This window comes from Jiangella asiatica (genome assembly GCF_004349065.1).
Lineage (GTDB): Bacteria > Actinomycetota > Actinomycetes > Jiangellales > Jiangellaceae > Jiangella > Jiangella asiatica.
Genome location: NZ_SMKZ01000015.1, coordinates 78,919 through 103,610, shown reverse-complemented (window position 1 = coordinate 103,610; position 24,692 = coordinate 78,919). Strand labels below are relative to the sequence as shown.

At 71.3% G+C, this 24,692-nt stretch carries 27 protein-coding genes; 10 read left to right on the top strand and 17 right to left on the bottom strand.

The genetic code is table 11. The features are described 5' to 3' along the window. Window positions 1-5: 5 nt before the first annotated feature. The gene (locus E1269_RS12645; protein WP_131894953.1) at window positions 6-1,919 is read right to left on the bottom strand and encodes a beta-propeller domain-containing protein; all 1,914 of its coding nucleotides are present in this window, start codon (window positions 1,917-1,919) and stop codon (window positions 6-8) included. Window positions 1,920-1,957: 38 nt separating this feature from the next. Further along, entirely contained in the window at window positions 1,958-3,211 is a 1,254-nt protein-coding gene (locus tag E1269_RS12640) for a D-arabinono-1,4-lactone oxidase (RefSeq protein WP_131894951.1), read from the bottom strand. A gap of 75 nt (window positions 3,212-3,286) precedes the next feature. Between E1269_RS12640 and E1269_RS12635 the strand changes: the two genes are divergently transcribed. Then, window positions 3,287-3,952, top strand: coding sequence for a DNA methyltransferase (locus E1269_RS12635; RefSeq protein WP_131894949.1), 666 nt, complete (start codon window positions 3,287-3,289; stop codon window positions 3,950-3,952). Window positions 3,953-4,011: 59 nt separating this feature from the next. On the opposite strand, the gene E1269_RS32860 is transcribed toward E1269_RS12635, so the two are convergent. Next, window positions 4,012-4,332: an ABC transporter permease gene (locus E1269_RS32860; protein WP_239000874.1), complete on the bottom strand. Its 321-nt coding sequence runs from the start codon at window positions 4,330-4,332 to the stop codon at window positions 4,012-4,014. Window positions 4,333-4,371: 39 nt separating this feature from the next. Here E1269_RS32860 and E1269_RS32855 point away from each other — a divergent pair, with 39 nt between their 5' ends. Continuing rightward, window positions 4,372-4,716, top strand: coding sequence for a WYL domain-containing protein (locus tag E1269_RS32855; protein ID WP_203433448.1), 345 nt, complete (start codon window positions 4,372-4,374; stop codon window positions 4,714-4,716). 1 nt (window position 4,717) lies between these two features. Here E1269_RS32855 and E1269_RS12625 read toward each other — a convergent pair whose 3' ends face one another. The 5 genes from E1269_RS12625 to E1269_RS12605 form a co-directional block, all read right to left on the bottom strand. Next, the gene (locus tag E1269_RS12625) at window positions 4,718-6,580 is read right to left on the bottom strand and encodes a CehA/McbA family metallohydrolase domain-containing protein (protein WP_203433446.1); all 1,863 of its coding nucleotides are present in this window, start codon (window positions 6,578-6,580) and stop codon (window positions 4,718-4,720) included. Window positions 6,581-6,723: 143 nt separating this feature from the next. Further along, window positions 6,724-7,212, bottom strand: coding sequence for a hypothetical protein (locus E1269_RS12620; protein ID WP_131894945.1), 489 nt, complete (start codon window positions 7,210-7,212; stop codon window positions 6,724-6,726). Next, window positions 7,212-9,224 (bottom strand): hypothetical protein, encoded by a 2,013-nt coding sequence (locus E1269_RS12615; RefSeq protein ID WP_131894943.1) that lies wholly within the window; start codon window positions 9,222-9,224, stop codon window positions 7,212-7,214. The genes E1269_RS12620 and E1269_RS12615 overlap by 1 nt, the downstream gene beginning before the upstream one ends. Then, entirely contained in the window at window positions 9,225-9,512 is a 288-nt protein-coding gene (locus E1269_RS12610) for a hypothetical protein (RefSeq protein ID WP_131894941.1), read from the bottom strand. It lies immediately after the preceding gene. A 90-nt stretch (window positions 9,513-9,602) separates the two neighbouring features. After that, the gene (locus tag E1269_RS12605) at window positions 9,603-10,277 is read right to left on the bottom strand and encodes an O-methyltransferase (RefSeq protein ID WP_131894939.1); all 675 of its coding nucleotides are present in this window, start codon (window positions 10,275-10,277) and stop codon (window positions 9,603-9,605) included. A gap of 155 nt (window positions 10,278-10,432) precedes the next feature. On the opposite strand from E1269_RS12605, the gene E1269_RS12600 reads away from it, so the two are divergent. Both E1269_RS12600 and E1269_RS32850 read left to right on the top strand, forming a co-directional pair. Next, window positions 10,433-11,392, top strand: coding sequence for a DNA polymerase beta superfamily protein (locus tag E1269_RS12600; protein WP_131894937.1), 960 nt, complete (start codon window positions 10,433-10,435; stop codon window positions 11,390-11,392). A gap of 82 nt (window positions 11,393-11,474) precedes the next feature. After that, window positions 11,475-11,630 carry a DUF6131 family protein gene (locus E1269_RS32850; RefSeq protein WP_203433444.1) on the top strand — a complete coding sequence of 52 codons (156 nt, stop codon included), beginning with the start codon at window positions 11,475-11,477 and terminating at the stop codon, window positions 11,628-11,630. A gap of 5 nt (window positions 11,631-11,635) precedes the next feature. On the opposite strand, the gene E1269_RS12595 is transcribed toward E1269_RS32850, so the two are convergent. Beyond that, the gene (locus E1269_RS12595; RefSeq protein WP_203433442.1) at window positions 11,636-12,124 is read right to left on the bottom strand and encodes a GNAT family N-acetyltransferase; all 489 of its coding nucleotides are present in this window, start codon (window positions 12,122-12,124) and stop codon (window positions 11,636-11,638) included. 97 nt (window positions 12,125-12,221) lie between these two features. On the opposite strand from E1269_RS12595, the gene E1269_RS12590 reads away from it, so the two are divergent. Both E1269_RS12590 and E1269_RS12585 read left to right on the top strand, forming a co-directional pair. Continuing rightward, window positions 12,222-12,713: a glutathione peroxidase gene (locus E1269_RS12590; protein ID WP_131894933.1), complete on the top strand. Its 492-nt coding sequence runs from the start codon at window positions 12,222-12,224 to the stop codon at window positions 12,711-12,713. Between the two features lie 62 nt (window positions 12,714-12,775). Continuing rightward, window positions 12,776-13,231 carry a peroxiredoxin gene (locus tag E1269_RS12585; protein WP_131894931.1) on the top strand — a complete coding sequence of 152 codons (456 nt, stop codon included), beginning with the start codon at window positions 12,776-12,778 and terminating at the stop codon, window positions 13,229-13,231. A 10-nt stretch (window positions 13,232-13,241) separates the two neighbouring features. On the opposite strand, the gene E1269_RS12580 is transcribed toward E1269_RS12585, so the two are convergent. Continuing rightward, window positions 13,242-14,132 carry an ABC transporter substrate-binding protein gene (locus E1269_RS12580; RefSeq protein WP_131894929.1) on the bottom strand — a complete coding sequence of 297 codons (891 nt, stop codon included), beginning with the start codon at window positions 14,130-14,132 and terminating at the stop codon, window positions 13,242-13,244. A 73-nt stretch (window positions 14,133-14,205) separates the two neighbouring features. On the opposite strand from E1269_RS12580, the gene E1269_RS12575 reads away from it, so the two are divergent. After that, window positions 14,206-15,084, top strand: coding sequence for an LppM family (lipo)protein (locus E1269_RS12575; RefSeq protein ID WP_131894927.1), 879 nt, complete (start codon window positions 14,206-14,208; stop codon window positions 15,082-15,084). 18 nt (window positions 15,085-15,102) lie between these two features. Here E1269_RS12575 and E1269_RS12570 read toward each other — a convergent pair whose 3' ends face one another. Next, on the bottom strand, window positions 15,103-15,798 hold the full coding sequence (locus tag E1269_RS12570; RefSeq protein WP_131894925.1) for a YceI family protein: 696 nt from the start codon (window positions 15,796-15,798) through the stop codon (window positions 15,103-15,105). Between the two features lie 107 nt (window positions 15,799-15,905). Between E1269_RS12570 and E1269_RS12565 the strand changes: the two genes are divergently transcribed. Both E1269_RS12565 and E1269_RS12560 read left to right on the top strand, forming a co-directional pair. Beyond that, the gene (locus E1269_RS12565; RefSeq protein ID WP_131894923.1) at window positions 15,906-16,604 is read left to right on the top strand and encodes a PIG-L deacetylase family protein; all 699 of its coding nucleotides are present in this window, start codon (window positions 15,906-15,908) and stop codon (window positions 16,602-16,604) included. Beyond that, on the top strand, window positions 16,601-17,557 hold the full coding sequence (locus E1269_RS12560; RefSeq protein ID WP_203433440.1) for a GNAT family N-acetyltransferase: 957 nt from the start codon (window positions 16,601-16,603) through the stop codon (window positions 17,555-17,557). The genes E1269_RS12565 and E1269_RS12560 overlap by 4 nt, the downstream gene beginning before the upstream one ends. A gap of 85 nt (window positions 17,558-17,642) precedes the next feature. Here E1269_RS12560 and E1269_RS12555 read toward each other — a convergent pair whose 3' ends face one another. Then, a complete protein-coding gene (locus E1269_RS12555) occupies window positions 17,643-20,135 on the bottom strand; it encodes a phosphoketolase family protein (protein WP_131894921.1) in 2,493 nt (830 codons plus the stop codon). 186 nt (window positions 20,136-20,321) lie between these two features. On the opposite strand from E1269_RS12555, the gene E1269_RS12550 reads away from it, so the two are divergent. Continuing rightward, window positions 20,322-20,630, top strand: coding sequence for a hypothetical protein (locus E1269_RS12550; RefSeq protein ID WP_131894919.1), 309 nt, complete (start codon window positions 20,322-20,324; stop codon window positions 20,628-20,630). Window positions 20,631-20,634: 4 nt separating this feature from the next. Here E1269_RS12550 and E1269_RS12545 read toward each other — a convergent pair whose 3' ends face one another. The 5 genes from E1269_RS12545 to E1269_RS12525 form a co-directional block, all read right to left on the bottom strand. Then, window positions 20,635-21,510: a proline dehydrogenase family protein gene (locus tag E1269_RS12545; protein WP_203433438.1), complete on the bottom strand. Its 876-nt coding sequence runs from the start codon at window positions 21,508-21,510 to the stop codon at window positions 20,635-20,637. After that, complete coding sequence (gene sigJ, locus E1269_RS12540; protein ID WP_203433436.1) at window positions 21,507-22,391, bottom strand: RNA polymerase sigma factor SigJ; 885 nt, start codon at window positions 22,389-22,391, stop codon at window positions 21,507-21,509. Before sigJ ends, E1269_RS12545 begins: the two co-directional genes overlap by 4 nt. Continuing rightward, window positions 22,388-22,831: a carboxymuconolactone decarboxylase family protein gene (locus tag E1269_RS12535; protein WP_131894917.1), complete on the bottom strand. Its 444-nt coding sequence runs from the start codon at window positions 22,829-22,831 to the stop codon at window positions 22,388-22,390. The genes sigJ and E1269_RS12535 overlap by 4 nt, the downstream gene beginning before the upstream one ends. Before the next feature lie 333 nt (window positions 22,832-23,164). Beyond that, on the bottom strand, window positions 23,165-23,788 hold the full coding sequence (locus E1269_RS12530; protein ID WP_131894915.1) for a superoxide dismutase: 624 nt from the start codon (window positions 23,786-23,788) through the stop codon (window positions 23,165-23,167). A gap of 114 nt (window positions 23,789-23,902) precedes the next feature. Further along, complete coding sequence (locus E1269_RS12525) at window positions 23,903-24,559, bottom strand: acVLRF1 family peptidyl-tRNA hydrolase (RefSeq protein ID WP_131894913.1); 657 nt, start codon at window positions 24,557-24,559, stop codon at window positions 23,903-23,905. Window positions 24,560-24,692 lie beyond the last annotated feature (133 nt).

Below are 24,692 nucleotides of genomic sequence, written 5' to 3'. Positions count from 1 at the left end.
CGTGGTCAGGTGAACGACAGCCAGCCGCCCGGCTCGAGGTCGTCCAGGTCGTTCACCTGGATGCCGTCCTGCCAGACCGTGTACAGCGAGTCGCCGATGACGATGCTGCGGCGCAGCCACGCGTAGCCGTCCGGTGCCGGCTCGGTCCGGGTGACGGTGCCCTGCTCGGTGACGGTGTCGGCGTCGACCCGCACGACCAGCGCGCTGGACCCGGACATGCCCTCGATCGGCACCACGACCTGGCCGGAGTCGGGCCAGTGCAGGAAGGCCTGCGGGTCGTACTCGGTCTGTGCCCAGGCGCCGGGGACGACGTGTCCGTCGAGCTTGACCGGCGCGGCCGGGTCACCGACGTCGAACAGCGAGACCTGGGCGCCGATGCTCATGCCGTCGGGCGTCGCCTCCTGGCCGACACCGACCAGCCGGTCCTCGCCGACGGAGTGCAGGTAGGCGGAGTAGCCGGTGATCTTGAGCTCGCCGCTGACCGCCGGTGCCGCCGGGTCGGCCAGGTCCAGCACGTACAGCGGGTCGATCTGGCGGAACGTGACCACGTACCCGATCGGGCCGAAGTAGCGGACCGCGTAGATCTGCTCGCCCTTGCCCAGGCCGCCCACCCGCCCGAGCTGGACCAGCTCGCTGCCGCGCTGCTCCAGTGTGACCAGCTGGCTCTCGCTGGTGTCGGTGTCGCCGGACCAGGAGTCCATCGTGGTGGCGACGCGCAGCACACCCTCGAACTCCGACATCGCGTAGCGCCCGATGATGCGCCCGTCGACCTCACCGGAGGCGAGGTAGCGGGCCGGCGCGTCACCGGCGATGTCGAACGCGTGGATGCCGGTGGTCAGCTCGGCCGGACCGGGATCGGGTGGCCCGATGCGCGAGGTCTCGACGGGGAACGGCTCGCCCCACCGGGTGGTCGCGACGTAGAGGCGGTCCGGGCTGGCGTAGACGGTTTCGCCGTCGGTGAGCACCCCGACCGTGCCGTCGGCGCTCAGCCCGGCGGCGGGGTCGAACGTGACCACGCTGAGCGTGGCGAAGCCGGCGAACTCCGCGGGCTGGTTCATCCGCTCGCACTCGACCAGCTGGCCGGTCACCGGGTCGGCGGAGCCGTCGGTGAACTCGTAGGACGGCAGCCAGTCCTCGATGGTGGACTCCTCGACGACGGCGCGGTTGCGCTCGGTCAGTTCCGCCTCGGGCCGCTCCCAGTCGTCCTCGTCCATCGGGAACTCCAGCGACGGCGCGGAGCTGACGACCAGCCGGACAGTGTCGTCGACCATCCGGGCGTCCAGGTAGCTGCCGTCGACCTCGAGCGTCGACGCGATGGCCGGGTCGGCGGGGTCGGAGATGTCGACCAGCAGCACGGTGGTCCGCGTCGCCGGCGGCATGAACGAGCCGGGCGCGTCGTAGGCGATCATCGAGTTCTCCCGGACCAGCACGACGACTCGGTCACCGGCGAGGAACAGCGACGCGTCGGTGTAGTCGTCGACGGTGAGGCGGAGCCGGCCGACCTCGCGAGGCGCGTCGCCGGTGACGTCGACGATGCGCAGGTCGCCTCCGGCGGCGCTGACGATCAGCCGTCCGTCGGTCTTGGCGACGTCGGGCTCGTCGACCCCGGCCTCTTGCACGTTCGTGGTGGAGTGGTCCGGAACCGACTGCGGCGCGATGGACGAGAGCGGAGCCGCCGCGCTGTCCTCCACCGCTCCTCCCTCGGCCGCGTACGCGATGTCACCGGTGCCCAGCCCCCACGGCCCGACCCGGTCCCGGGCCTCGGCCTTCAGATGGTCGAGGAGATCGGCGCAGGCGTCGAAGGACGTCAGCCCCATGACGGCGACCGGACCGCCGCCGGTGCCGCCGTCGTCGTCATCGGAAAGAGAACAGCCGGCGATCATGCCCAAGGTGACAAGGCCGGCAAACCACCGCCTCATGCTCGATTCGACGCCGGCCGCCGCGGGTCGGTTCCGCGCTACCCGAGGTAGCGGTCGGTGAACGCGTTGCCGAAGGTGTTCTTCGGGTCGTAGCGGCGCCGCAGCTCCCGGAAGTCCGCCAGCCGGGGATAGAGCTCCGGCAGCCGCTCGGGATCGACGGTGAAGAGCTTGCCCCAGTGCGGCCGGGCGTCGAACGGGGCCAGCTGCTGCTCGATCAGCGGGAGCACCGGGAGCACGGCCGCGGCGTCGCGCACCCAGGTGAAGTGGAAGCCGACGACGTCGCCGCCGTACGCGGCGCTGAGCCACAGGTCGTCGGCGGCTACGGTGCGGATCTCGGAGATCTGCAGCACCGGGGCGATCCGTCCGCGGATGCGGTCAAGCGCGCGCAGCGCGTCGACCCCGTGCACCCGCGGCACGAGGTACTCCGACTGCAGCTCCTCGCCGCTGCTCGGGGTGAAGTCGAGCCGGAAGTGTGGGAGGCGGTCGTACGACGGGCCGGGCACGCCCAGCTGCGGCGTGCAGTAGGTCGCGGGCATGCCCGGCACCGGGTGCCGAGGGCCGTCGGCCGGCCGCGCGCCCATCCAGCCCTGGTCCGGCGCCCAGTCGTCGGGCTCGTCCACGCGCCGCTTCACCCAGGCCAGCATCGTCGGCGCGGCCCAGTCGGTGAACACGCTGACGCTGTAGGCGGTGGCGAAGATCTCGTCGAACCGCTTCTCCACGGTCTCGCGGGCGAGGCCCTCGTAGACCTCCTGCCGGATGTCGAAGGCCGGGACGATGTCGAGCGTCAGACTGACGACGACACCCACTGCGCCCAGCCCGACCACGGCGCCGGCGAAGTCGTCGTCGCCCCGGCGCAGCGTGACGAGGTCGCCGTCGGCCGTGACCAGCTGGAGCGCGGCAACCGCTGCGGCGAGGTTGGCGTTGCCGTCACCGGAACCATGGGTGGCGGTCGCGCAGGCACCGGCGACGGAGATGTGCGGCAGCGAGCCCAGGTTGTGCAGCGCCCAGCCCTGCTCGTGCAGCGGGAGGCAGAGGTCGCCGTAGCGCAGCCCGGCGGCGACGGTGACTGTGCCCGCCTCGGCGTCGACTACGACCTCCGGCGGCAGGCCGGCCAGCGAGAGCAGGTCGCCTTCGGTGTCGGCGACCTCGTTGAAGGAGTGCCGGCTGCCCAGAGCCCGGATCCGCGGGCTGCCGGCGACCAGCTCCCGCACCTGCGACACCGACAACGGGGTGTGCACGCGGCGCGCGCCGTAGGCGACGTTGCCGGCCCAGTTCGTCCCAGGTGCGCTCACAGCCAGCAGGGTACGGGCGGCGGCAATCGAGGGGTGGAGCGGGCGCCGTCAGCCGGCGTCGAGCAAGATGTGCGGATGAGGCCCTGGCTGCAGCAGTGGAGCGACGACCTGGAGGGCGAGCGCTTCGCCGACGCCGACGAGGACGTCCATTTCACCCAGAACCTGGCCGAGACCGTCATTGCCGAGTACTCACTGCCCGGGCAGCTGGTGCTCGATCCCTTCGCCGGGTTCGGCACCACGCTGGTGGTCGCCGAGCGCATGGGCCGGCGCGGCCTTGGGCTGGAGCTGCTGCCCGACCGCGCCGAGCTGGTGCGTCGTCGGCTCGACGGCCACGGCGAGCTCATCACCGGTGACGCCCGGCAGGTGGCTCGGCTGGTGGACCGTCCGGTCGACCTCTGCCTGACGTCGCCGCCGTACATGAGCCGCGCGGACCACCCGGAGAACCCGCTGAACGGGTACCTCACCCTGGACGGCGACTACTCGACCTACCTGGCCGAGCTGGGCGACATCTTCGGCCAGGTGACCAAGCTGCTCCGGCCGCGCGGCCACCTCGTGGTCAACGTCGGAAACATGGTCGACGACGGCGTGCCGACGCTGCTGGCCTGGGATGTCGGCCGCCTGCTCGCCGAGCACCTGACGTTCCGACAGGAGGTGTTCCTCTGCTGGGACTCCCAACCGGAGTGGCTCACCGGCGACTACTGCCTGGTGTTCCAGCGCACCGACGACTCTCCTCGCCCGTGATCATCAACGGTCGGCGACGCCATGACGTCGCCAACCGTTGATGATCACGGGCCTATGGGTCAGGACGACCGGCGCATGGCCCTGGTGCCGACGGCCAGGCCGAGGGCGGCCACGATGGTCGCGGAGGCCGCCGCCGCCGCGATGGTCCCGGCCGGGAACTCGCCGTTGAACAGCGCCCGCTGGGCATCGACGACGTAGGTGAGCGGGTTGGCGTCGGACAGCGCCCGGAGCCAGCCGGGGCCGTTCTCCACCGGGAGCAGAATGCCGGCCAGCAGCAGGAGCGGGAACAGCACCGTCTGCTGAACGGTCCAGAACAGCCACTCGGTGTTCTTCGACGCCAGCGCGAGGGTGTACGACAGCGCGCCCAGCCCGACGGCCATCACCGCGAGCAGCGCCAGGCCGAGCAGAACCCCGCCGACGTGCAGCCCGACCCGGTCGCGACCGGTGCCCGGTTCCGCCAGCGCGACCTGCCGGCCGACGACGCGGCAGCGTTCGTCCGCGAGCGGATCGCCGCCATCCCGACGCGGTACCGGGTTGTGGTCGACGTCGCCGCGCCGGCCGACGTCGTCAGGCGGACGGTGTGGAACTGGGGCGGGGTCGAGCCGCTCGCCGCAGCGAGCTCCCGCCTCTCCATGAACGTGGACTCGTTCGAGTGGCCGGCCGTCGTGCTGGCGTCGATCGGCGCGGACTTCGAGGTGGTCTCCCCGCCGGAGCTGATCGCCTACTTCCGCGACGTCGGCCAGCGGTTCCTCCGGTCCACCTGACTCACGCGCGGACCAGGCGGGTCGCGGGGATGCCGTGGGGCGGCTCGGCGCGGAGCACCCAGAACGGGTTGCTCTCGCCGACGACGCGATCCTCCGCGTCGCGCGCCTGCAGACGCAGGTAGGCGCCGTCGCCGGGCACGAGGACGTGGTCTCGGCGGCCGTCGAGCAGGTCGGCGGCGGGTATCACGACGCTGGTCGTGGCCGGTGTCGGGTCCGCGGCGCCGGGGTAGTCCACCGGGCTCTGGACGATGTGCAGGGCGCCGTCGGCGGGCAGGTCGGTCGCGGTGAGCCGGACCTTCAGCCGTGCCGCGGACGTCACCAGCGCCGAGCCGAGCGCCCGGCGGCCGGCCACCTCGATGTCCATCGCCCCGCGCCAGCGCACCGGGTTCACCCACCAGGCGCGGCCCGCCCGCAGCGCCTCGACCAGGTCGTCCTTGCCGGTCGACCGGGACCACACGTACGTGATGTTGTTGTCGGCGAGGCCCGCCCAGTTCTGGCCACCGTGGTCGTCGCTCACGCCGACCGCGGTGATGAACAGCGCGTTGCGGGCCGCCGCGTCGAAGACCCGGCGCAGGTCCTCGACCGGGCTGCGGCCGATCTCCATGAGATCGGCGCCCAGGCAGTTCCGCTCGATCATGAGCTGAACGAGCGATTCCGCGGTCTCGACGTCCAGCGGGTGGTTCCACTGTGCCAGCGCGCCGTGCGCATGCATGAACTCGATCATCTCGGCCGTCAGGTCCGGATCGTTGTCCCGCCGCGGCGGGCTCGGCAGCTCCGGCATCACCAGGTCCCCGCCGATCCAGTTGAGGTGACGAACCAACGAGACCTCGAACGCCTCGTGGTGCGCGATGTCGGGGTACTGCGCGTCGTACTCGGCCAGTACGTCGCGCCGGAGCCCGATGCCGCCCGCGCCGTCACGCCGGCCGTAGTCGATGCGTAGCCGGTCGACGACGGCGCGCGTCTCGGTCGTGCCGTCGACCCGGACACCCAGGCGCAGCGTGTGCATCGAGTTGTCCGCGGCGACGAGGTCGGGCCAGAGCGCCCGCAGGTCGTCGACCGGCCGGAACGTGACGCGGTGCCACCGGCTCGCCGGGACCGGGATCTCCACGTAGCCGCGCAGTCCGTCGGTGCGGTGGACGACGGGGCCGTCGGTGCCGCCGCCGATGCGGTACTGCAGCAGGTAGCGGCCGGCGGGACGGCCGGCGTGGGCCGGGTGGTACGACGTGTTGATCTCGATGACGAGCTCACGGCCCGGCCCGGTCGCCTCGGTCAGCACGTCGAGGTCGATCGTGGTGTCGGCGAGCGAGCCGCTGTAGGTCTGGTTCCACGACGCGGCCGAGTACCACAGGATGCCCCAGCCGGTGCCGGCCGCGGTGAGCCGCATGGCCGTGCCCGGCTCATCCGGGGAGCGGGGGTCGTCGACGAACTGCGCGCCGCCGGTGGTGACGGCCCCCTCGCGGGACTCCGTCCACGTCCACTCCATGGTGTTGACGACCTCGCGCAGCCCGTCGAACCGGACCTCGCGCCGGTGGTCGTGTGCCGCGACCCGGAAGTCGTGGTCGGTCCACCAGATGACGTCGACGTCGTTGAGGCGGGCCTGGTGCAGGTGTGCCGCGTAGCTGGCCGTGCCCTCGCTGAACGAGCCGTGGATGTGCATGGCCATGCTGATCGGCCGCATGCCCCCCGCGCCCCCGGCGGGCGTGCCCGTCGAGGCCGTCGCGGGCAGCGCTCGCGCCGCCGGCAGGCCGAGACCGGCGGCAGCCGCACCGCCGAGCGTCGTCGCCAGGAGGGTCCGGCGCGAGACCGTCCCGCCGTCGTCCATCCTGTTGTCACCCGTCGCGACAGCGTCGTGTTCGGCGTGCATGCCAGCCTCCGTGTCTCCCGCACCGGTGGATGTCGTGGATCACGGTAGGAATCGGGCAGGACGACACGATAGAGACGTTCCAGAGGTTCATCCGGGCTTCGCGCGGGAGTCGGAGGGCGTTTGCCCGGTCCCCATGGCGAGCGTCAGGTGCGTTCCCAGCGCGCGATGGAGTCGTAGTCGCCGAACTCGGGCATCGGCTCGCGCAGCTCCGGGTGCTCGGCCGGATCGAACCGTCCCTCGGTGACATCGACCGTCGGGTTGTTCTTGGCACGGACCTCGTTGCGTAGCCGTCCGTCGGGCCGGGTCCAGGTGGAGTCCTGCGCGACCATCTCACGCGGCCCGACGAACCGGCGCTGGCGGGTCTGCTCGAGCCAGAGCCCGTCGCCGTCGGGATGCGCCACGAACGTGTACTGGCCGGCCGCCCGGGCCTGCTCGTCGAGGAAGAACACGTCCACCACCGGCGGCCGGAAGTTGATGTCGAGTGCGACAACCGGTCTGCCGTCCTCCTCGAGCACCGCGCAGTAGCGCTCGCGGTCCGCGTGCCGCCGCCGGGCCTCGTCCTCGGGCAGACTCTCACCGACAGTGTTGTTCGAGCGGTTCCAGAGGTTGCCGTACGAGATGGTCGCGGCCATTACGTGTAGATCCTTCCGTCGGAGTCGCGGATTTCCACACCCAGTCTGCGCGCTTCGGCGAGGACATTCGGCGGTATGTCGGCAGTCTGTGGCGGCACCAGCAGGACGGGCCGGCCGTTCAGGTTCGTGCCGCGCAGCGCGTCGGGGGTCGACGGCACGTCGGCGATGGGGGTGCCTGGCGGGTACTTGTTGCCCAGCGACCGGATCTCTCTGAGCGCGTGCTCCTCGGTGACCTCGGCGAACTGCGTCGACTTGATCTCGATGATCTGGTCACCGTCGATGTAGCCGTCGACGATGTTGTACGGGTAGCTGTCGCGGTAGACGGGGTTGCCGGCCTCGTCGACGGCTGGCAGGCCGGTGTCGGGATCGATGGCCCGCTGCTGGACGCGCAGCTGTGTGGTGCCGCCCGCTGCCAGGATGTTCGGTGTCTGGGTCCGCTCGAACTCGTTGCCGCGGAGGATGTTGCGCAGCCACTCGGGCTTCTCCCTCACGAAGACGCCACCGGTGGGTGCACCACCGGTCGTCAGCCGGACGACGGCGCTCGGGTCGGCGTTCACGACGCGGGCACCCTCGGGTAGCTGGCCGGCAGCCTCCAGCTGGCGGCTGATGTCGGCCAGCTCGTCGGCGCTCAGCGTGCGGCGCACCCACTTGCCGCCTACGGCCGACCACCCGATGACGGGGATGACGCCCGCAGCCGACAGCCCGGCGTTGACGTAGTCGCCCTCGGCTGAGTACCAGGCGGCGTTGACCGCGTCGGCCGGCTCGCCCAGCACCGGGATCAGGCCGACGATGTCGAGGACGGTGTGTCCGAGCCGCGAGAGCCAGTTGCGGTCGTGCTCCTCCTGGGCCTCCCGCTGCTCGGTGGTGATGGCCTCGATCAGCTCGCTGGCCTCGGCCGCGATGTCGGCGCTGACGGTGCTGCCGCCCTCGAACGGCGTGACGGCGGCCTGCAGCGCCGCCTGCATGCCGGCGCCGCCGTCACTCTGCCAGCCCCGGCGCAGGGCGTACTCGAGGAACCCGGACAGCTCGACCTCGTGGCCGTCGATGTCGACCGTGGGGGTGGTGGAGTCGTCGAAGACCCACTGCGCCGCCTCGGGGTTGGTCCCCATCGCCGCCAGCACCCCGGCCAGCGGGTCACCGAAGCTGTCGCCGCCCGGGGCGACCAGCGGGATCTCATCGCCCCACACCCCGACTCCCTGCAGGTGCTCGCGGGCGTAGATCTGGTTGGCGGCCTCGTAGAGGAACGGCGTGCTCCAGTCGCCGCGCGACACCACCAGCGCGAGCGCGGAGGCCTGCCCCGGGAACGCGTCGTCGCCCAGACCCCCGTACGGGACGGACACGGCCTCCACCCACCGGTCGCGGATGTCGTTGGGGAGGCGCAGATCCGCGTTCGTGCGGGTGGCCAGGCCAAGGGAGCTACCCAGTCCGGAGAGCAGCGACTCGTACTGCGCGTCGACGTCTTCGAGCGACACGAGCTCGATCGGGCTGTCGGCGACGCGCTGCCGGTAGGCGGCGACCTCGGCGACCAGGACCCCGACGTCCTCGGGACTGGTGGTGCGGGCGAGCTCCTGGGCGAAATAGGGATCGAGGGCGTTGTCGCCCAGCAGGTCAAGCAGCTCCTGGGGCAGGCCGTACTGGTCGAGGAGCTCGTCGGAGACGGTCGGGTCGAGGTCGTTCTCAGCGATCAGCTCGGCCGCGCGTCGGGCCGCTTCGCGTGCCTCCTCGGGGCTGAGGGTGGAGAGCAGGCTCTCGTCGATCGTCACCACGAACTGCTGCCCGGGCGTCTGAGCCTCGATGGCCTCGGCCATCGCGAGCCGGCGCCGCACGCCGGGCAGCTGGTCGCTCACCCACCCCCCCACGTCGTCGAGGCGGTTCATCGACGACGTGTCGACGTCGACCCCGGAAAGGAGGTCTGTCATCGATCGCTTGCTCTGCCCGACGGTGCTGCTGGCCGCCTCCATCGCCGACACCAGGGCGGACATCTGCTCGATGTCGATCGACGCCTCAGCCATCTACGGTTTCCACCGGCCGTCGCGGGAGTCCGGCGGGACCATCTCCGGCCGGCCCTCGATCGCGGAGTCGAGGTCGGAGATGGCCTCGTCGGCAGCGGCATCCAACCGAGTGTTCTGTGTGGTGAGCGCGGTGTAGAACTCGTCGGCCGCACTACTGACCCAGGCGCCGGCATCCATCGCGTCCTTGACGCCGCGCAGTTCCTCGCGGATGCCGTCAGCGACCGGCCCGGCATCGTCCCGGGCCTCCCTCAGGGCCGCCAGGTAGGGGTTGGGGATGTCGTCAGACACGTGGCCCTCCGATCGCCGGGACGATGATAGCGACGGCCCGCGCAGCTCCGCATCGGTCGCGGATGTGGAGCTCCACGGCGTGGCACTGAGTCAGACGTCCGCGGTGACGAGGGCGAGCAGGAAGCCGTCGTGGCCCTTGCCGCCGACGGTCTGCACCGCCGTCGCCGTCACCCGCGGCTCGGCGGACACGTGCTCGAACAGCCGGCGAGTGCCGTCGACCGACGGGTCGCCGGTCGTGGCGTCGATGATCGCGCCGCGGCGCACGACGTTGTCGACGACGATCACGCTGCCGCGCCGCGACAACCGCAGCGCCCAGGAGAAGTACTCGAGGTTGCTGGGCTTGTCGGCATCGATGAAGACCAGGTCGAACGGGCCCGCGTTCTCGGCCTCCAGCAACGGCAGTGTCTCCAGGGCCTTGCCGACCCGCACGTCGACCCGGTCCGCCAGGCCGGCCCTGGCGAGGTTGTCGGTGGCGACGGCGGCGTGCGCGGGATCGGCCTCCAGCGTGATCAGGCGGCCGTCGTCGGGCAGCGCCCGGCCCAGCCAAATGGTGCTGTAGCCGCCGAGCGTGCCGATCTCGAGGATGCGCCGCGCACCGGCGACGCGGGCCAGCAGGTGCAGCAGCTTGCCCTGGTTGGGAGCGACGTTGATGGCCGGCAGCCCGGCGGTGTCGCTGGCCAGCAACGCCGCGTCGAGCTGCGGGTCGGCTGGCAACAGGTGCTCGATGAGGTAACGGTCGACGGCGTTCCACTGGTCCTGGCTCATGAAACTCAACCTACCGGCGTGGTCGGTCTGCTCCATTCGGGTGAAAGCGCGTGAATCCCGGGTCGCCGCCGCGGGCGGCGCGAGACAATGATGCTCATGTCTGGACTGTGCGGGACATCGTCGTCGCTCCACGCCGAGCCGGGGCTGGTGCCGCGATGAACGAACCGCCCCGGGTTCCGCTTGGCACACACGTGGTGGTCACCGGCGAGGCGGCCGACGCGGCGGGTGCCGGCACCGGCCGCGGCATCGCCGGTCGCATCGTCCACGACACCGGCGGCGCCTACACCGTCGCGCTGGTCAACGGGCGGCTGGTCGACGCACCCGGCGAGCGGCTGATGACGGTCGGGCACGGGTCGAGCCCGCCACCCGCGCCGGCGCCGACCCCGTCACCGGAGCGTCTGGTCGTCGAGCGCACGATCCTGGCGGCGGAGGTCGGTCACCGGTCCGACGTGATCCCGGCCGACGGCAACCGGCCCGCGGCCGTCCGCGGCGTCTTCCAGGCGCCCACCGACACGTTGTGGTCGCTGAGCCCTCCGGCGGAGCAGGTGAGCGGCCCGGGTGCTGGCTGGCTGTCGTGGGAGGTCGAGGCGTTCTGCCGGCTCGCACTCGAAGGCGACCCCACCTGCCACGAGCTGCTCTGGTCGCCGCGCACCATCTGGGTCAGCGACGCCGGACGGGAGCTCCGGGACCTTCGCCTCGCGTTCCTGTCCCAGTCGATCGCCCCGCGGTACGCCACGTCCGTCCTGGAGCAGTTCAAGGAGCTGGAGCAGGGCGACCAGCTGGAGCTCGGCGAGCAGCTCGAGACCAGCGAGCGGCATCGCAGCCAGCACCGGTGGGCGCTGGCGGCCGACCTCGTGCGCGTGCTGCTGGCCGGGATCGCGCTGCTGCGCACCGGTGACGCAGTCGGAGCTGTCGCCGGTCACGAGGAGCGGCTGACCCAGGTGCGCGCCGGTCAACTGCCCTGGGACCAGGTGGAGTCGTGGCGCATGGAGGTGCAGCAGCGCCTGGAGGCGGCGGCGGCCACGACGTTCCTGCCGGCCGAGCCCGATGTCGAACGGGTCCAGGCGTGGCTGAGCGACCTGCGCCGCCGCGACCTGAGCGGGACGAGGTCATGATCAGCCGAGAATGAAGGTCATTCCACCGGGTATGGGACGAATGCGCTGCACGTCCCATTCACTCGGAGGAACGGAGCCCCCCATGATCATCCTCGGTGTCGTTCTCTTACTCATCGGACTGTTCACCAGCCTGAGCATCCTGACGACGATCGGCATCATCCTCCTGATCGTCGGCGTGGTGCTCTACGTCCTCGGCGCCGTCGGCCGCCCGCTCGCCGGCCGTCGTCACTACTGGTAGCCGCGCTATAGCCGCCGATACATGATGTGCAGGCCGACGTAGCCGTGCGTCGGATGGTCGAACGCCTCCGGCAACGTGGTCATGACCTCGAAGCCGAGCGAGCGCCAGAGAGCGACGGCGCGGTCGTTCGTTTCGACGACGGCGTTGAACTGCATGGTGCGATATCCCTCGGTGCGCGCCCGGTCGAGCACGTGCTCGCCGAGCGCGCGGCCGACGCCGCGGCGGGCGTGGTCGGGCGCCACCATGAAGCTGGCGGTGGAGACGTGACCCGCCGGACCCAGGTGGTTCGGGCCGAACTTGGCCGAGCCGAGCACCGTCCCGGCGTCGTCGACGGCGACCACCGTCCGTCCCGGCGGCTCGAGCATCCACATCGCGCGGGCCCACTCCTCGGTGGGATGGCGCGGGAGTGAGTACGTCTCGCCGGCCGCGAGGATCTGGCGCAGGAACGGCCAGATGGACGGCCAGTCCTCCGGGCGTGCGTCTCGGATCTCCACCCGCCCGAGTATGCCGTGTCGGCGGGACCGGAAGAACCCGGGCACCCCGCTGGTTGCATCGAGCGAATGCACCGGCCAGCCCGTCCAGAGGAGCGCGATGACCAGCCTGTACGACATTCCCCTTCAGACCATCGACGGAGCGCCGGCCGCGCTGGCCGACTACAAGGGCACGGTGCTGCTCCTGGTCAACGTCGCCTCCCGGTGCGGGTTGACGCCGCAGTACGAAGGGCTCGAGCGGCTGCATGAGCGCTACGCCGACCGCGGCTTCACCGTCCTGGGCTTCCCGTCCAACCAGTTCGGCGGCCAGGAGCCGGGCACCGCCGACGAGATCAAGACGTTCTGTTCGACGACGTACGGCGTGACGTTCCCGTTGTTCGCGAAGGCCGACGTCAACGGCGCGGACCAGCAGCCTTTGTACACGGAGCTGACCGCGGTGTCCGACGCCGACGGCAAGGCGGGCGACGTCCAGTGGAACTTCGAGAAGTTCCTGGTCGACGCCGAGGGGACGGTCGTTGCCCGGTTCCGTCCGCGCACCGAGCCGGAGTCCGCACAGATCGTCGAGGCCATCGAGGCGCACCTGCCGCGGTGACCGCCGCGACGTCGTCGACATCCACGAACGGCTCGCGGCCGGCCGGATGCGAGGATGAAGCGATGGATGCTGGTGATCTCGTCGAGGACTTCGAGCTCCCGGACCAGGACGGCACACCACGGCGCCTGAGCGAGCTGCTGTCGGCCGGTCCGGTGGTCCTGTTCTTCTACCCGGGAGCGATGACCAAGGGCTGCACGGCAGAGGTCTGTCACTTCCGCGACCTGTCCGCGCAGTTCGCCGAGGTGGGCGCCCAGCCGGTCGGCATCAGCGCCGATGCCGTGGAGCGGCAGCAGGAGTTCGCCGGCCGCCACGGCTTCGGCTTCCCGCTGCTGAGCGACCCCGAGCGCACGGTTGCGTCCCAGTTCGGCGTCCGGCGCCGCCTTGGGCCGATCCCCGTCAAGCGGCACACGTTCGTCATCGGCACCGACTCCCGGGTCATCGAGGTCGTCCGCAGTGAGCTCGACATGGAGCGGCACGCCGACCGGGCGCTGGAGATCCTGGCCGACCGGGTGCCGTGATCGTCAGGGGTCACCGCACCCGCCGCGCCAGCCGCGGGTCCGGGTCGCCCACGGCCTCGGGGTGCAGGACCGCGGCCAGCGCCTCCACCCCGTCGACGAGCCGAGGGCCGGGTCGCGCGAACGAGGCGTTCGCGTCCACCGCCCACACCGGCGTGCCGGCCGGCAGCACGTCACGTTCCATCAGCGCCGCCGCCAGGCGCGCCGACTCGTCTAGACCGAAGCCGCACGGCGCGCAGACCACCACCTCCGCGCCTGCCGCCGTCACCTCAGGCCAGCCGACGCGGTACGACTTCTCGCCCGAGCGGCCCAGCACGTTGATCCCGCCCGCGGCGGTGACCATGTCCGGCACCCAGTGCCCCGGCGCGAACGGCGGATCGGTCCACTCCAGCACCAGCGTCGGCACGGGGCGGCGGTCCGCGGTGGCCGAACGCACCGCCGCCAGCCGGGTGGTGAGCGCGTCCACCAGTTCGGCGGCCCGGTGGCTGGTGCCCGTCGCGACGCCGATCGTGCGGATCGACTCGATCACCTCCGCGAGGTCGGCGGGATCGACGGTGAGCACGTCCGCCGTGCAGGCCAGATGGTCCAGCGCGGCACGCACGTCGGCGACGTCGACGGCGCAGACCGCGCAGAGGTCCTGGGTGAGCACGAGGTCCGCGTCCAGGCCGGCCAGCGCGCCCTCGTCGAGGTGGTAGAGATCCTCGCCGGCGGCCATCCGGGCGGCGACGACCCGGTCGATCTCGGCCGGTGGCAGGCCCTCCGGCAGCGCGCTGGTGGACACGATCCGGCGGGTCCGAGCCTCCTCGGGGAAGTCGCACTCGAACGTCACCCCGACGACGTCGTCCCCGGCGCCGAGCGTGAAGACGATCTCCGTCGTCGACGGCAACAGCGACACGATCCGCATCCGATCACCGTAACCGGGGATTGGAGGTGTCGATGAGGTGCCCAAACCGCGGACCTTGTGCCAGGCTGCGCCCATGAGACGTGCGACTTCTGTGCGTGCGCTGGTGGCGGCCGTCGCGGCGATGGCGCTGACCGGCTGCATGAAGATGGACATAGAGCTCGACGTGAGTTCCGACGACACCGTCGACGGCACGATGGTGCTGGCGCTCAGCCGCGACGCCGCCGCCATGGCCGAATCGGTCGGCGAGGACCCTGATGCCCTGTTCGAGAGCTTCGGTACCGAAGGGCTGCCCGAGGGTGCCGAGGCCGAGGAGTACGAGGACGACGACTTCGTCGGCCAGCAGTACACCTTCGACGACGTCGCGCTCTCGGAGTTCGACGAGTCCGAGAGCGGTTTGGGCATCACCCACGAGGGCGAGGAGATCATCGTCTCCGGCAACCTCGACATGTCCCAGCTCGACCCCGGCTCGATGACCAGCGGCGACCTCGAGGGTCTGCAGGACCAGCTCGGCCCCGAGGCCGAGCAGTTCGGCGACCTCGAGGGGTTGATGGACTCCTTCGAGATGAACGTCAGCATCACGTTCCCGGGCGAGGTACTGGACCACAACGGCGAACTCGACGGCACCACGGTCAGCTGGACCCCGGTGCCCGGCGAGAACCTCGAGATCAACGCCCGGTCCGCGGACTCCGGCGGCGGTGGCGGCGACGGCCTGCCGTTGTGGCTGTGGATTCTCGTCATCGTCGTCGTGGTCGGGTTGATCGCCCTGCTGTTCTTCCTGTCTCGCAACCGCAACCAGGCCCCGTCCGGTGAAGCCGCCGCCACGCCGGCGGCCACGACGGCTGGCGTCGTCCCACCTCCGCCGCCTGCGCAGCGACCGGCCGACACCGAACCGCCGGCCGACGGCGAGGCGGGACCGGCACGCGACGACGAGCCGCCGGCGCCGCCGCGTTGAGACCGCGAGGTGGCCCCGTCAGCCCCGGCTGAGGGTCAGCAGGAACTCGACCGTGCCTTCGTCCTCGACCCGGACGAAGCCGAGGTTCGGCGGGTCCACCTCGAAGTCGGCGAACGTGATCTGCGCGGAGCCGGCCACCTGGACCTCCTCGCCGACCAGCTGGAGGTCGAGCTGGATCTCGATGGGCTGGGTGACGTCGCGAACCGTCAGGTCGCCGGTGGCCGTTATGCTGACCGGCCCGCTGCCGTCGAGCTCGTCGAGCGGGACCGGCTCGGTCAGCGTGAACGTCGAGGTCGGGAAGTCGTCGGTCTGCATGATCGGGCCGCGGAACTGACCGTCGCGGCTGCCGCTGTCGGTGGTGATGCTGGCCATGTCCACCGTCACCTCGGCGGCGGTGGCGTCACCGCCGGCGACGGTGACCTCGCCGGTCACCTCGCTGGTGCGGCCGACGACGGTGTTGTCCTGGCCGTTGAGGACCTCGTCCACCCGGTAGCCCGCCTCGGACCCGTCCGCGATCGACCAGGTGCCGTCGAGCTCCGCCGTCTCCACCGGCCGCGACGTGGAGTCCGGCGGGGTCGTCTCCAACGCCAGCGGCGCGGGCGCGTCGTCGTTGATGACGTTGATGTAGAGGTACGTCCCGCCGACGACGAGCACGACCAGCGCTACCAGACCGCCCACAGCGATGAGCAGACGGCGGCGGGTCTTGGGGGACATCAGCAGATACCTCCTGCGGTCAAGGACGGGCCTGTTCGTTATACGAGGAACTGACCGGAGAAGATGGCGGTTCCGATAAATGGGCAGCGGCTGGAGGAGGAGCACACGTGGCAGCGCGCACGGTCATGGCCGTCGGCGGACACATCGGTGACATGGATCTGGCGGCCGGGCCGCTGCTGGCGCAGGTCGTCCAGGACGGGGGCCGGGCCGTCCTGGTGGCGCTGACGCCCGGCGAACGCGGCCACCCCCGGCTGGGTGTCGACGAGTACAGGGCGCGGAAGATCGCGGAAGGGCAGGCGTTCGCGGCGGCTATCGGCGCGGAGTTCCACGTCTTCGACGACCTCTCCGACGGCTTTCTGACGCCGACCGACGACGTCGCGGCTCGGCTGGCGCGACTGATCCGCGCCGCTGAACCGGACTGGCTCATCGCGCACTGGAAGCACAGCATCCACACCGACCACGAGAACGCCTCCACCGTCGCCGAACGGGCCCGCTTCCTGGCCGGGCTGCCAGGGTGGGCTCCCTCCGATGGCGACCAGCACGCAGTCGGCCGGCTGCTCTACGCCGAGAACTGGGAGGACGATCGTGGGTTCGCCGCCGACACCTACGTCGCGGTCTCGGAGCCGGCGTTCCAGCGGTGGCGGGCAGCCATCGAGGGGCAGGCGTTCGCGCGGGGCGAGACCTACGGGTTCCGGTACATCGACTACTACACCGCGCAGCTGACCATGCGCGGCTGCCTCGCCCGCACCGACCGGGCGGTGGCGCTGTCCAGCGGCGACGGCTCGCGCGTGGAGGTGCTCGGGTGACCCGGCTGCGCGGCTTCCGTCCCGGCGACCTGGACGCGCTGGTGGCCCTGGTCGAGGCCGGGCAGCCCGCCGACCCCGTCACTCGCGACTGGTTCGCCGAGAACGTCCTCCTGGACCCGAACTTCGACCCGGACGGGCTGATCGTCGCCGTGGACGGCGGCGAGCCGGTCGGTTTCGTGCACGCGGTCAGCGGTTGGCGCGGCGCCGGATCGATCCCGGTCGACCCCGACGGCGGCTGGCTGACCATCGGGACCGTGCACCCGGCGGCCCGCCGGCGCGGCATCGGCACGAAGCTGGTCGAGCGGGCGCTGGCGTTCCTGCGCGACGGCGGGGCCCACTGGGCGAACTGGTCGGCGTACCCACCGGCGTACTTCCTGCCTGGGCTCGACGCCGAGCGGTACCCCGACGGGCTTCGGCTGCTCGAGCGGCTCGGGTTCCAGACGCTGTACCGGCCCGTCGCGATGGACCTCGGCCTGGCGACGTACACGATGCCGGAGCCGGTGGCGCAGCTGCTGGCGGCGCGGCAGACCGAGGGCTTCACCGTCGGCCCGGCCCGCCTCGACGACCTGCCCGACGTGATGGCCTTCGCCGCCGAACAGCTCGCGCCGGACTGGGGCGAGGCGATCCGCCAGTCGGTGCTCCGGTACGGCCGGCCGGGCCGGGTCGTCGTCTGCCGCGACCCCGATGGCGTCATGGTCGGCTTCGCCACCTACGGCGCGTACCGCGGCCTGCCCGAGCGCTTCGGCCCGTTCGGGGTTGCGCCCGTGCGACGCGGCCTCGGGCTGGGCAAGGTGCTGTTGCACGTCACGCTGGCCCGGATGCGGGCCGAGGGCGCGCACAGTGCGTGGTTCCTGTGGACCGGCCCCGAGACCCCCGCCGGCCGCCTCTACCTCGACGCCGGCTTCACCATCACCCGCACCTTCACCGTCCTCCGCGCCCCCCTCTCCGAATGATCACGTTCAGCACGAAATCTCGTGTCGCACCATGGGTGTATGCCTGGTGATGCACGGGTGATCCTGGTGATGGCGTCCGGATAGGTCAGCCGGAGGTGCGGTCGCCCTTCACGGGGCCGGCCGCCTCGAAGTCGGCGGCAGTGTCGTCGCCGCTACTGCCCGGCAGGCCCAGCTCGCGGGCGGCGGGCCAGGCCCAGTCGGCCACCTCGGGGATGTCGGTGCCGTGCTCGCGGGTGTGCTGGCGGGCGCGCAGCCGCGCGTCGGCCATCCGCTGCCGCAGCGCCGCCTGCCGCGAGCCGAGTCCCGGCACGCGGTCGATCACGTCCATGACCAGGTGGTAGCGGTCCAGGTCGTTGAGCATCACCATGTCGAACGGCGTCGTGGTGGTGCCTTCCTCCTTGTAGCCGCGGACGTGGATGTTGTCGTGGTTGGTGTGGCGGTACGTCAGCCGATGGATCAGCCACGGGTAGCCGTGGTAGGCGAACACGACCGGCTTGTCGGTGGTGAACAGCGCGTCGAACTCGCGTTCGGGCAGCCCGTGCGGGTGTTCGCGCTCGTCCTGCAGCCGCATCAGGTCGACGACGTTGATGACGCGGACGCGCAGGTCGGGCAGCTCCGAGCGGAGCAGGTCGACGGCGGCCAGGGTTTCGAGCGTGGGCACGTCACCGGCGCAGGCAAGCACGACGTCAGGGTCGCCGGAGCCGTCGTCGGTGCTGGCCCATCCCCAGATGCCGATGCCGCGGGTGCAGTGCGCGATGGCCTCGTCCATGGTCAGCCACTGCGGCCCGGGTTGTTTGCCGGCCACCACGACGTTGACGTAGTCGCGGCTGCGCAGACAGTGGTCGTAGGTGGACAGCAGAGTGTTCGCGTCCGGCGGCAGGTACACCCGGATGACGTCGGCCTTCTTGTTGACGACGTGGTCGATGAACCCGGGGTCCTGGTGCGAGAAGCCGTTGTGGTCCTGCCGCCACACGTGGGACGAGAGCAGGTAGTTCAGTGACGGGATCGGCGCCCGCCAGGGGATCTCGCGGCACACCTTGAGCCACTTGGCGTGCTGGTTGAACATCGCGTCGATGATGTGGATGAACGCTTCGTAGCAGTTGAACAGGCCGTGCCGGCCGGTCAGCAGGTAGCCCTCCAGCCAGCCCTGGCACTGGTGCTCCGACAGCATCTCCATGACGCGCCCGCTCGGCGACAGGTCGGTGTCGACGTCGAGGATCTCGCCCATCCACGTCTTGCCGGCGACGTCGACGGTCGCGCTGAGCCGGTTCGACGCGGTCTCGTCCGGGCCGAAGACCCGGAAGTTGGTGGGGTTGGCCCGCACCACGTCGGCCAGCCACTGGCCGAGCACCCGGGCCGGCTCGGCGACGGAGCCCCCAGGCACGGGCACGTCGACAGCGCGCTTGCGGAAGTCAGGCAGCATCAGGTCGCGGGTCAGCACGCCGCCGTTCGAGTGCGGGTTGGCGCTCATCCGCCGGGGTCCCGACGGTGACAGCTCGCGCAGGTCGGCGCGGAGCCGGCCGGCGTCGTCGAACAGCTCCTCGGGCCGGTAGGAACGCATCCAGCTCTCCAGCAGCCGGGTGTACTCCTCGTTGCCGCGCACGGCGTTCATCGGCACCTGGTGCGAGCGGTAGGTGTTCTCGACCTGCTGGCCGTCGACCTCTCGCGGCCCGGTCCAGCCCTTCGGCGTCCGGAAGACGATCATCGGCCAGGCCGGACGGTGACCCGGCCGGCCACCGTCGGCGGCCTCCGCACGGATCGCCTCGATGTGGTCGAGCACCTCGTCGAGCAGGGTGGCGAAGCGCCGGTGGACGTCGAGTGGCTCCTCCTCGTCGAAGCCGCCGTCGAACCAGTACGGCGTGTGCCCGTAGCCGACCATGAGCGCTTCGAGCTCCGCGCGCGGGATGCGGGCCAGCACCGCCGGGTTGGCGATCTTGTACCCGTTGAGGTGCAGGATCGGCAGGACGGTCCCGTCGGTGACCGGGTTGAGGAACTTGTTGCTGTGCCAGGCCGTGGCCAGCGGCCCGGTCTCAGCCTCACCGTCGCCGATGACGGCGGCCACGGTCAGGCCGGGGTTGTCGAACGCAGCGCCATAGGCGTGCGACAGCGCGTAGCCCAGCTCGCCGCCCTCGTGGATCGAGCCCGGAGTCTCTGGTGCCACGTGGCTGGGCACGCCGCCGGGGAACGAGAACTGCCGGAACAGTTCACGCAGGCCGGACTCGTCGTCGCCGACATGCGCGTAGATCTCGCCGTAGGTGCCGTCCAGCCAGGCCGCGGAGACCAGCGACGGGCCGCCGTGCCCGGGCCCGGCGATGTAGATCATGTCGAGGTCGCGCTGGACGATCGCGCGGTTGAGGTGCGCGTAGAGGAAGTTCTGGCCGGGCGAGGTGCCCCAATGGCCGAGCAGCCGCGGCTTGATGTGCTCCGCGCGCAGCGGCACCCGCAGCAGCGGGTTGTCCAGCAGGTAGATCTGCCCGACGGACAGGTAGTTGGCCGCCCGCCACCACGCGTCGATGCGCGTGAGCAGGTCATCGTCGACGGGATGGGACTTCTCGTCACGGGTCGGCTTCCTGAGCATCGTCGCCGCTCCTCCGATCGGTCGGCTCGGGTGTCCCGTCACCAGCATGGCCCGGCCGTCGGTTCCGGCATACCCTCGCCGTCCAGAGTCACACAGGTTTCTCAGGGGCGTCTTCGTCTCCTCTCAGGAACGCCGGGAAAGATCGACAGCACGACGCGAGATCGACTCCGGGGGAGGAGAACGGCGATGTACGCGATGACGACGGCGGCGGAGCTGCTCGGTGTCACACCCAAGGCCCTGGCGGCCGCGCTGGCCAGAGGCGAGACGGTCCTGAGCCTGACGAAGGCACGCGGCCTGGACACGGATCGGATGGTCGAGGCGGTCGTCGACTCCGAGTCGGCCGACGTGGCGGCACTGGCGACGATCGCCGGGTTCGCGCCGGACGACGTGGAGCTGTTCAGCCGCGAGCTGCGCGCCTACCTCGTCGCGTTCGTCACCGACGGTGAGGACGTGGCCGACCGCCTCTTCGACGAGCAGGTGCTGCAGCCGGTGTGACCGCTCAGGCGCCTTGGGCCTCGGCCAGCCGGCGCATCAGGTAGCGGAACCAGCTGTCGCCGTAGGGCGCGTAGATGCGAACCGGATGACCGCGGGCGACCAGCGTGCGGGCGTCGTCCTCGCGCACGCCGAGCAGCATCGCGACGGTCGTGCCGGGCAGCGTTTCCAGCAGTGCCTCGCGCAGGACGCGGTCGTGCGTGGCCAGCACCAAGCCGGACCCGGCGGCGTGCACCTGACGGGCCAGCCGGACGTAGACCAGGTCGGTCTCCTCGCCCCAGGGGTGCGCGACGGACGCCGGCTCCAGGTACGCGCCCTTCACCAGCCGGATCGGCACGCCGCTGGCCGCGAGCCGGTCGACGTCGGCAGGGCTACGGCGTAGGTTGGCCTGGACCGTCGCCTGCACCGGGGCACCGGCCGCGGCCAGCGCCAGCGTGAGGTCCACGATCCGCGGTGTGCGCCGGCTCTCCTCGGCGCTGATCTCGAGCCGGGCACCTGCCGGCAGCATCCCGACCAGCTCCTCGACGTGCCGCCGGCAGATGTCGGCCCCGAGGTCGAGTCCGAGGTGCGACGGCACGATCTCGAGGTAGACGTCTCCGTCGACGTCACCGAGCGCCGCGGCGGCCCGGCGATACCCGTCCACCACGTCGGCGAGCGCGGCCTCGTCGTCGACGCCCTCACCGAACAGGTCGAGGCTGACCGCGAGGCCGTGGTCGACCAGCCGCCGCACGGTGGTCAACGCTTCGTCGAGGGTGCGGCCGGCGACGTAGCGGCGGGCGGCGTGGTAGGCGAGCTCCTCCACCGGCGCGACCGCGTGGACCGCGGACTCCAGCTGAGGGTTGGTGGCCAGCGCGTAGAGCGCCCGGCGAAGTGGTGCGATCACGTCACCGACGCTAGCAGTGGGAGCCGGGCCAGCTTGTCCGGATTGGCGACGACGAACAACCCACTGATCCGCCCGTCTACGACGGTGAACGTGACGGCCTGCGGGGTGCTCAGGCCGAGCAGCGCGGCAGGCGACGCGTTGAGCTCCAGCAGCACGATGGCCGGCCGGTTCCGGCTGTGGATGCCGGCGAAGAAGCGCGCCACCCGGTCCGCGCCCAGGACGGGGTTGCGGGCCGCCTTGGCCTTGCCGCCGCCGTCGGTCCATGCGACGACGTCGTCGTGCAGCAGGGCGCGCAGCCTGGCGAGGTCGCCGTCGCGGGCGGCGCTCAGGAACCGCTCGAGCAGGACGGCGTGCTCGCGGCGGCTGGGCTCGAAACGCTGGCGGTCGTCGGCCAGCCGAGCCACGGCCCGGCGGTGCAGCTGCCGGCAGTGCTCAGGCGTGCGGTCGACGATGCCGGCGATCTCGTCGTACGGCAGCTCGAACGCGCTGCGCAGGACGAAAACCGCACGCTCGACCGGGTTCAGCCGCTCCATCAGGTACAGGGTCGCGACCGACAACGTGTCGCGCTGCTCGGCGGTCTCCTGCGGGTCGTTCGGCGGTGCGGGTGCGGGCAGCACCGCGGTGATCACCGGCTCGGGCAGCCACGGCCCGACGTACCGCTCCCGGTCGCGGCGCTCGCGCAGCCGGTCGAGGGCGAGCCGCGCCACCATCCGGGACAGGTAGCGGCGTGGCTCGGTCACCTCGTCGCGGTCGACCGATCTCCAGCGCAGGTAGGCGTCCTGGATGACGTCCTCGGCGTCACCGGTGGAGCCCAGCATGCGGTACGCCATGCCGAGGAGCATCGGCCGATGGCGCTGGAGGTCGGTCGCCGCGTCGGTCACGTGTGGACGGGTGGCTCTCGCCGGGTCGGTACGGTGATCCGGTTCCACGCGTTGATCGTGACGATGGCGAGCAGGAGGTTGCCCAGCTCGGTCTCGTCGAAGTGCTTCGCGGCGACGTCCCAGACGTCGTCGGGCACGCCGCCGGGCTCCAGCCGGGTGACGGCGTCGGTCAGCTCGAGCGCGGCCCGCTCCCGCTCGTCGAAGAACGGTGCGTCGCGCCAGGCGGCGACGGCGAACATCCGCCGCCGGTCCTCGCCGGCGGCCAGCGCGTCACGGCTGTGCATGTCGACGCAGTACGAGCACTCGTTGATGATCGAGGCGCGCATCTTGACCAGGTGCAGCAGCGTGGTGTCGATGTTGGCCCGGACGTACTTCTCCAGGCCGAGTACCGCCCGGTAGCCCTCGGGCGTCACGGCCTGCAGGTTCAGGCGTTGGGTCATGTCGGTCCTCTCGGTGTGACGTGTCGACACCAAGACGACTGGACGGGAGGGTGCGAACGTGACGGTCATCGGTGTGAGGCCGGACACAGGCGACGCGGATGACGAACGCCCGCGTCGGCGACGCGGGCGTGGGAACGGAGGGCGGGCACGGTCACACGATCGAGAGCAGCCAGCCCGACACCACCGACGCGTACCCGACCACCAGCGCGGCGACGGCGACTCGCAGGCCGGTGCGGCTGTGTTCGGGTTGCGGCGGTGGCTTGAACACGTGCGGCCTCCGTCGGTACGAGGGCGCCGGTACGCCGGCCGGCCACCGGCGCCCTCATGCGGTGCTCAGGACGTGATCAGACCCGAGGTCTTCGACCGGGCCGCCTCGAAGCGCGTGCCGACGTCCGGCCAGTTGACGATGTTCCAGAACGCGGCCACGTAGTCGGGCTTGACGTTCTTGTACTGCAGGTAGAAGGCGTGCTCCCACATGTCGAGCATGAGCAGCGGGACGGTGCCGGCCGCCAGGTTGCCCTGGTGGTCGTAGAGCTGCTCGATGACCAGGCGCTGGCCGATGGACTCCCAGGCCAGGATGGACCAGCCCGAACCCTGGATGCCCAGCGCCGCCGCGGTGTAGTGGGCGCGGAAGCCGTCGAAGGACCCGAAGAACTCGTCAACGGCTGCGCCGAGCTCACCGTCGGGCTTGTCGCCGCCCTCGGGCGCGAGGTTGTTCCAGAACACCGTGTGGTTCACGTGGCCGGCGAGGTTGAACGCCAGGTTCTTCTGCAGCTGGTTGACCGTCTCGAGCTTGTTCGCCGAGCGGGCCTCCTCGAGCTGCTCCAGCGCGGTGTTCGTGCCGGTCACATACGTCTGGTGGTGCTTGGAGTGGTGCAGCTCCATGATCTGGCCGGAGATGTGCGGCTCGAGCGCACCGTAGTCGTAGGGGAGATCCGGCAGAGAATAGGCAGCCATTCCTCAATGTCCTCTCGACGGCGATCGTCAGGCGCGAAGCCTGTCATTGGCTAACCTACGCCTCACCCACAGACGCCGACCACACACGGCCGGAACTCTCCGGTGTTGGCCCGATCACGGTCGCGGCGCAGCCTGTGGCGCGGGTTCGGAAAGGGCGATCCGCACCGCCCGGAACCGTGCGGGCGTGTCCTTCAGCACCGCGAGCTTCGGGTCGGGGACGGCGAGCGATGCGCCGACCGCGAGCTCGCGCAGGCCGGCCAGCCGGCGGTCGGCAAGGACGGCCTCGACGGCGGCCCGGTCGCCACCGGTCACGATGGCGTCGAGCTCGCCCAGGTGCGGCACGAGCACCCGGGCGGCTACGTCGGCGGCGGCCTCGAACGCCTCGCGGGCCTGCTTCTCGCGGCGTCGTGCGAAGCGCTGCTGCGACTGCCCGCCGGCCGCGGTACGTCCCTGCACGTGCCGGGAGCCGACCTTGGACGCGATCAGCCGGGGCCCTTCGAAGAGCCCAGCCGCGTAGCCGCCGCGGCGCACGAGCAGGACGCCGACCCGCCGGTCCAGAGCGGCATGGACCAACAGGCCGCCGTACGGGGCGCCGTCGTCGACGGTCAGCGGCGGGAACGGAACGGCACAGCTGGCGACAGCACCATCGGCGGCTCGGACGACGACGGCGTCAGGCCCGGCCTCGTGGTGGGTGGGGCCGTGCCGGTGAGCGAAGCCGGCCAGCCAGCCGGGCAGTCGCTCGGGCGGGATGTCGAGCACGCGGTCCGGCATGGGACGAGCATGCCCTGCCGGGAGCGGACCTGAGGTTGCGACCCCGGCCTCCGCAGCGAGCCGGGGCCGCAACCGGCATGGGACGCGCCGCTGAAGGTTCGGAGCGTCGGCGGCGCTGGAGTGCCGTGTCGTG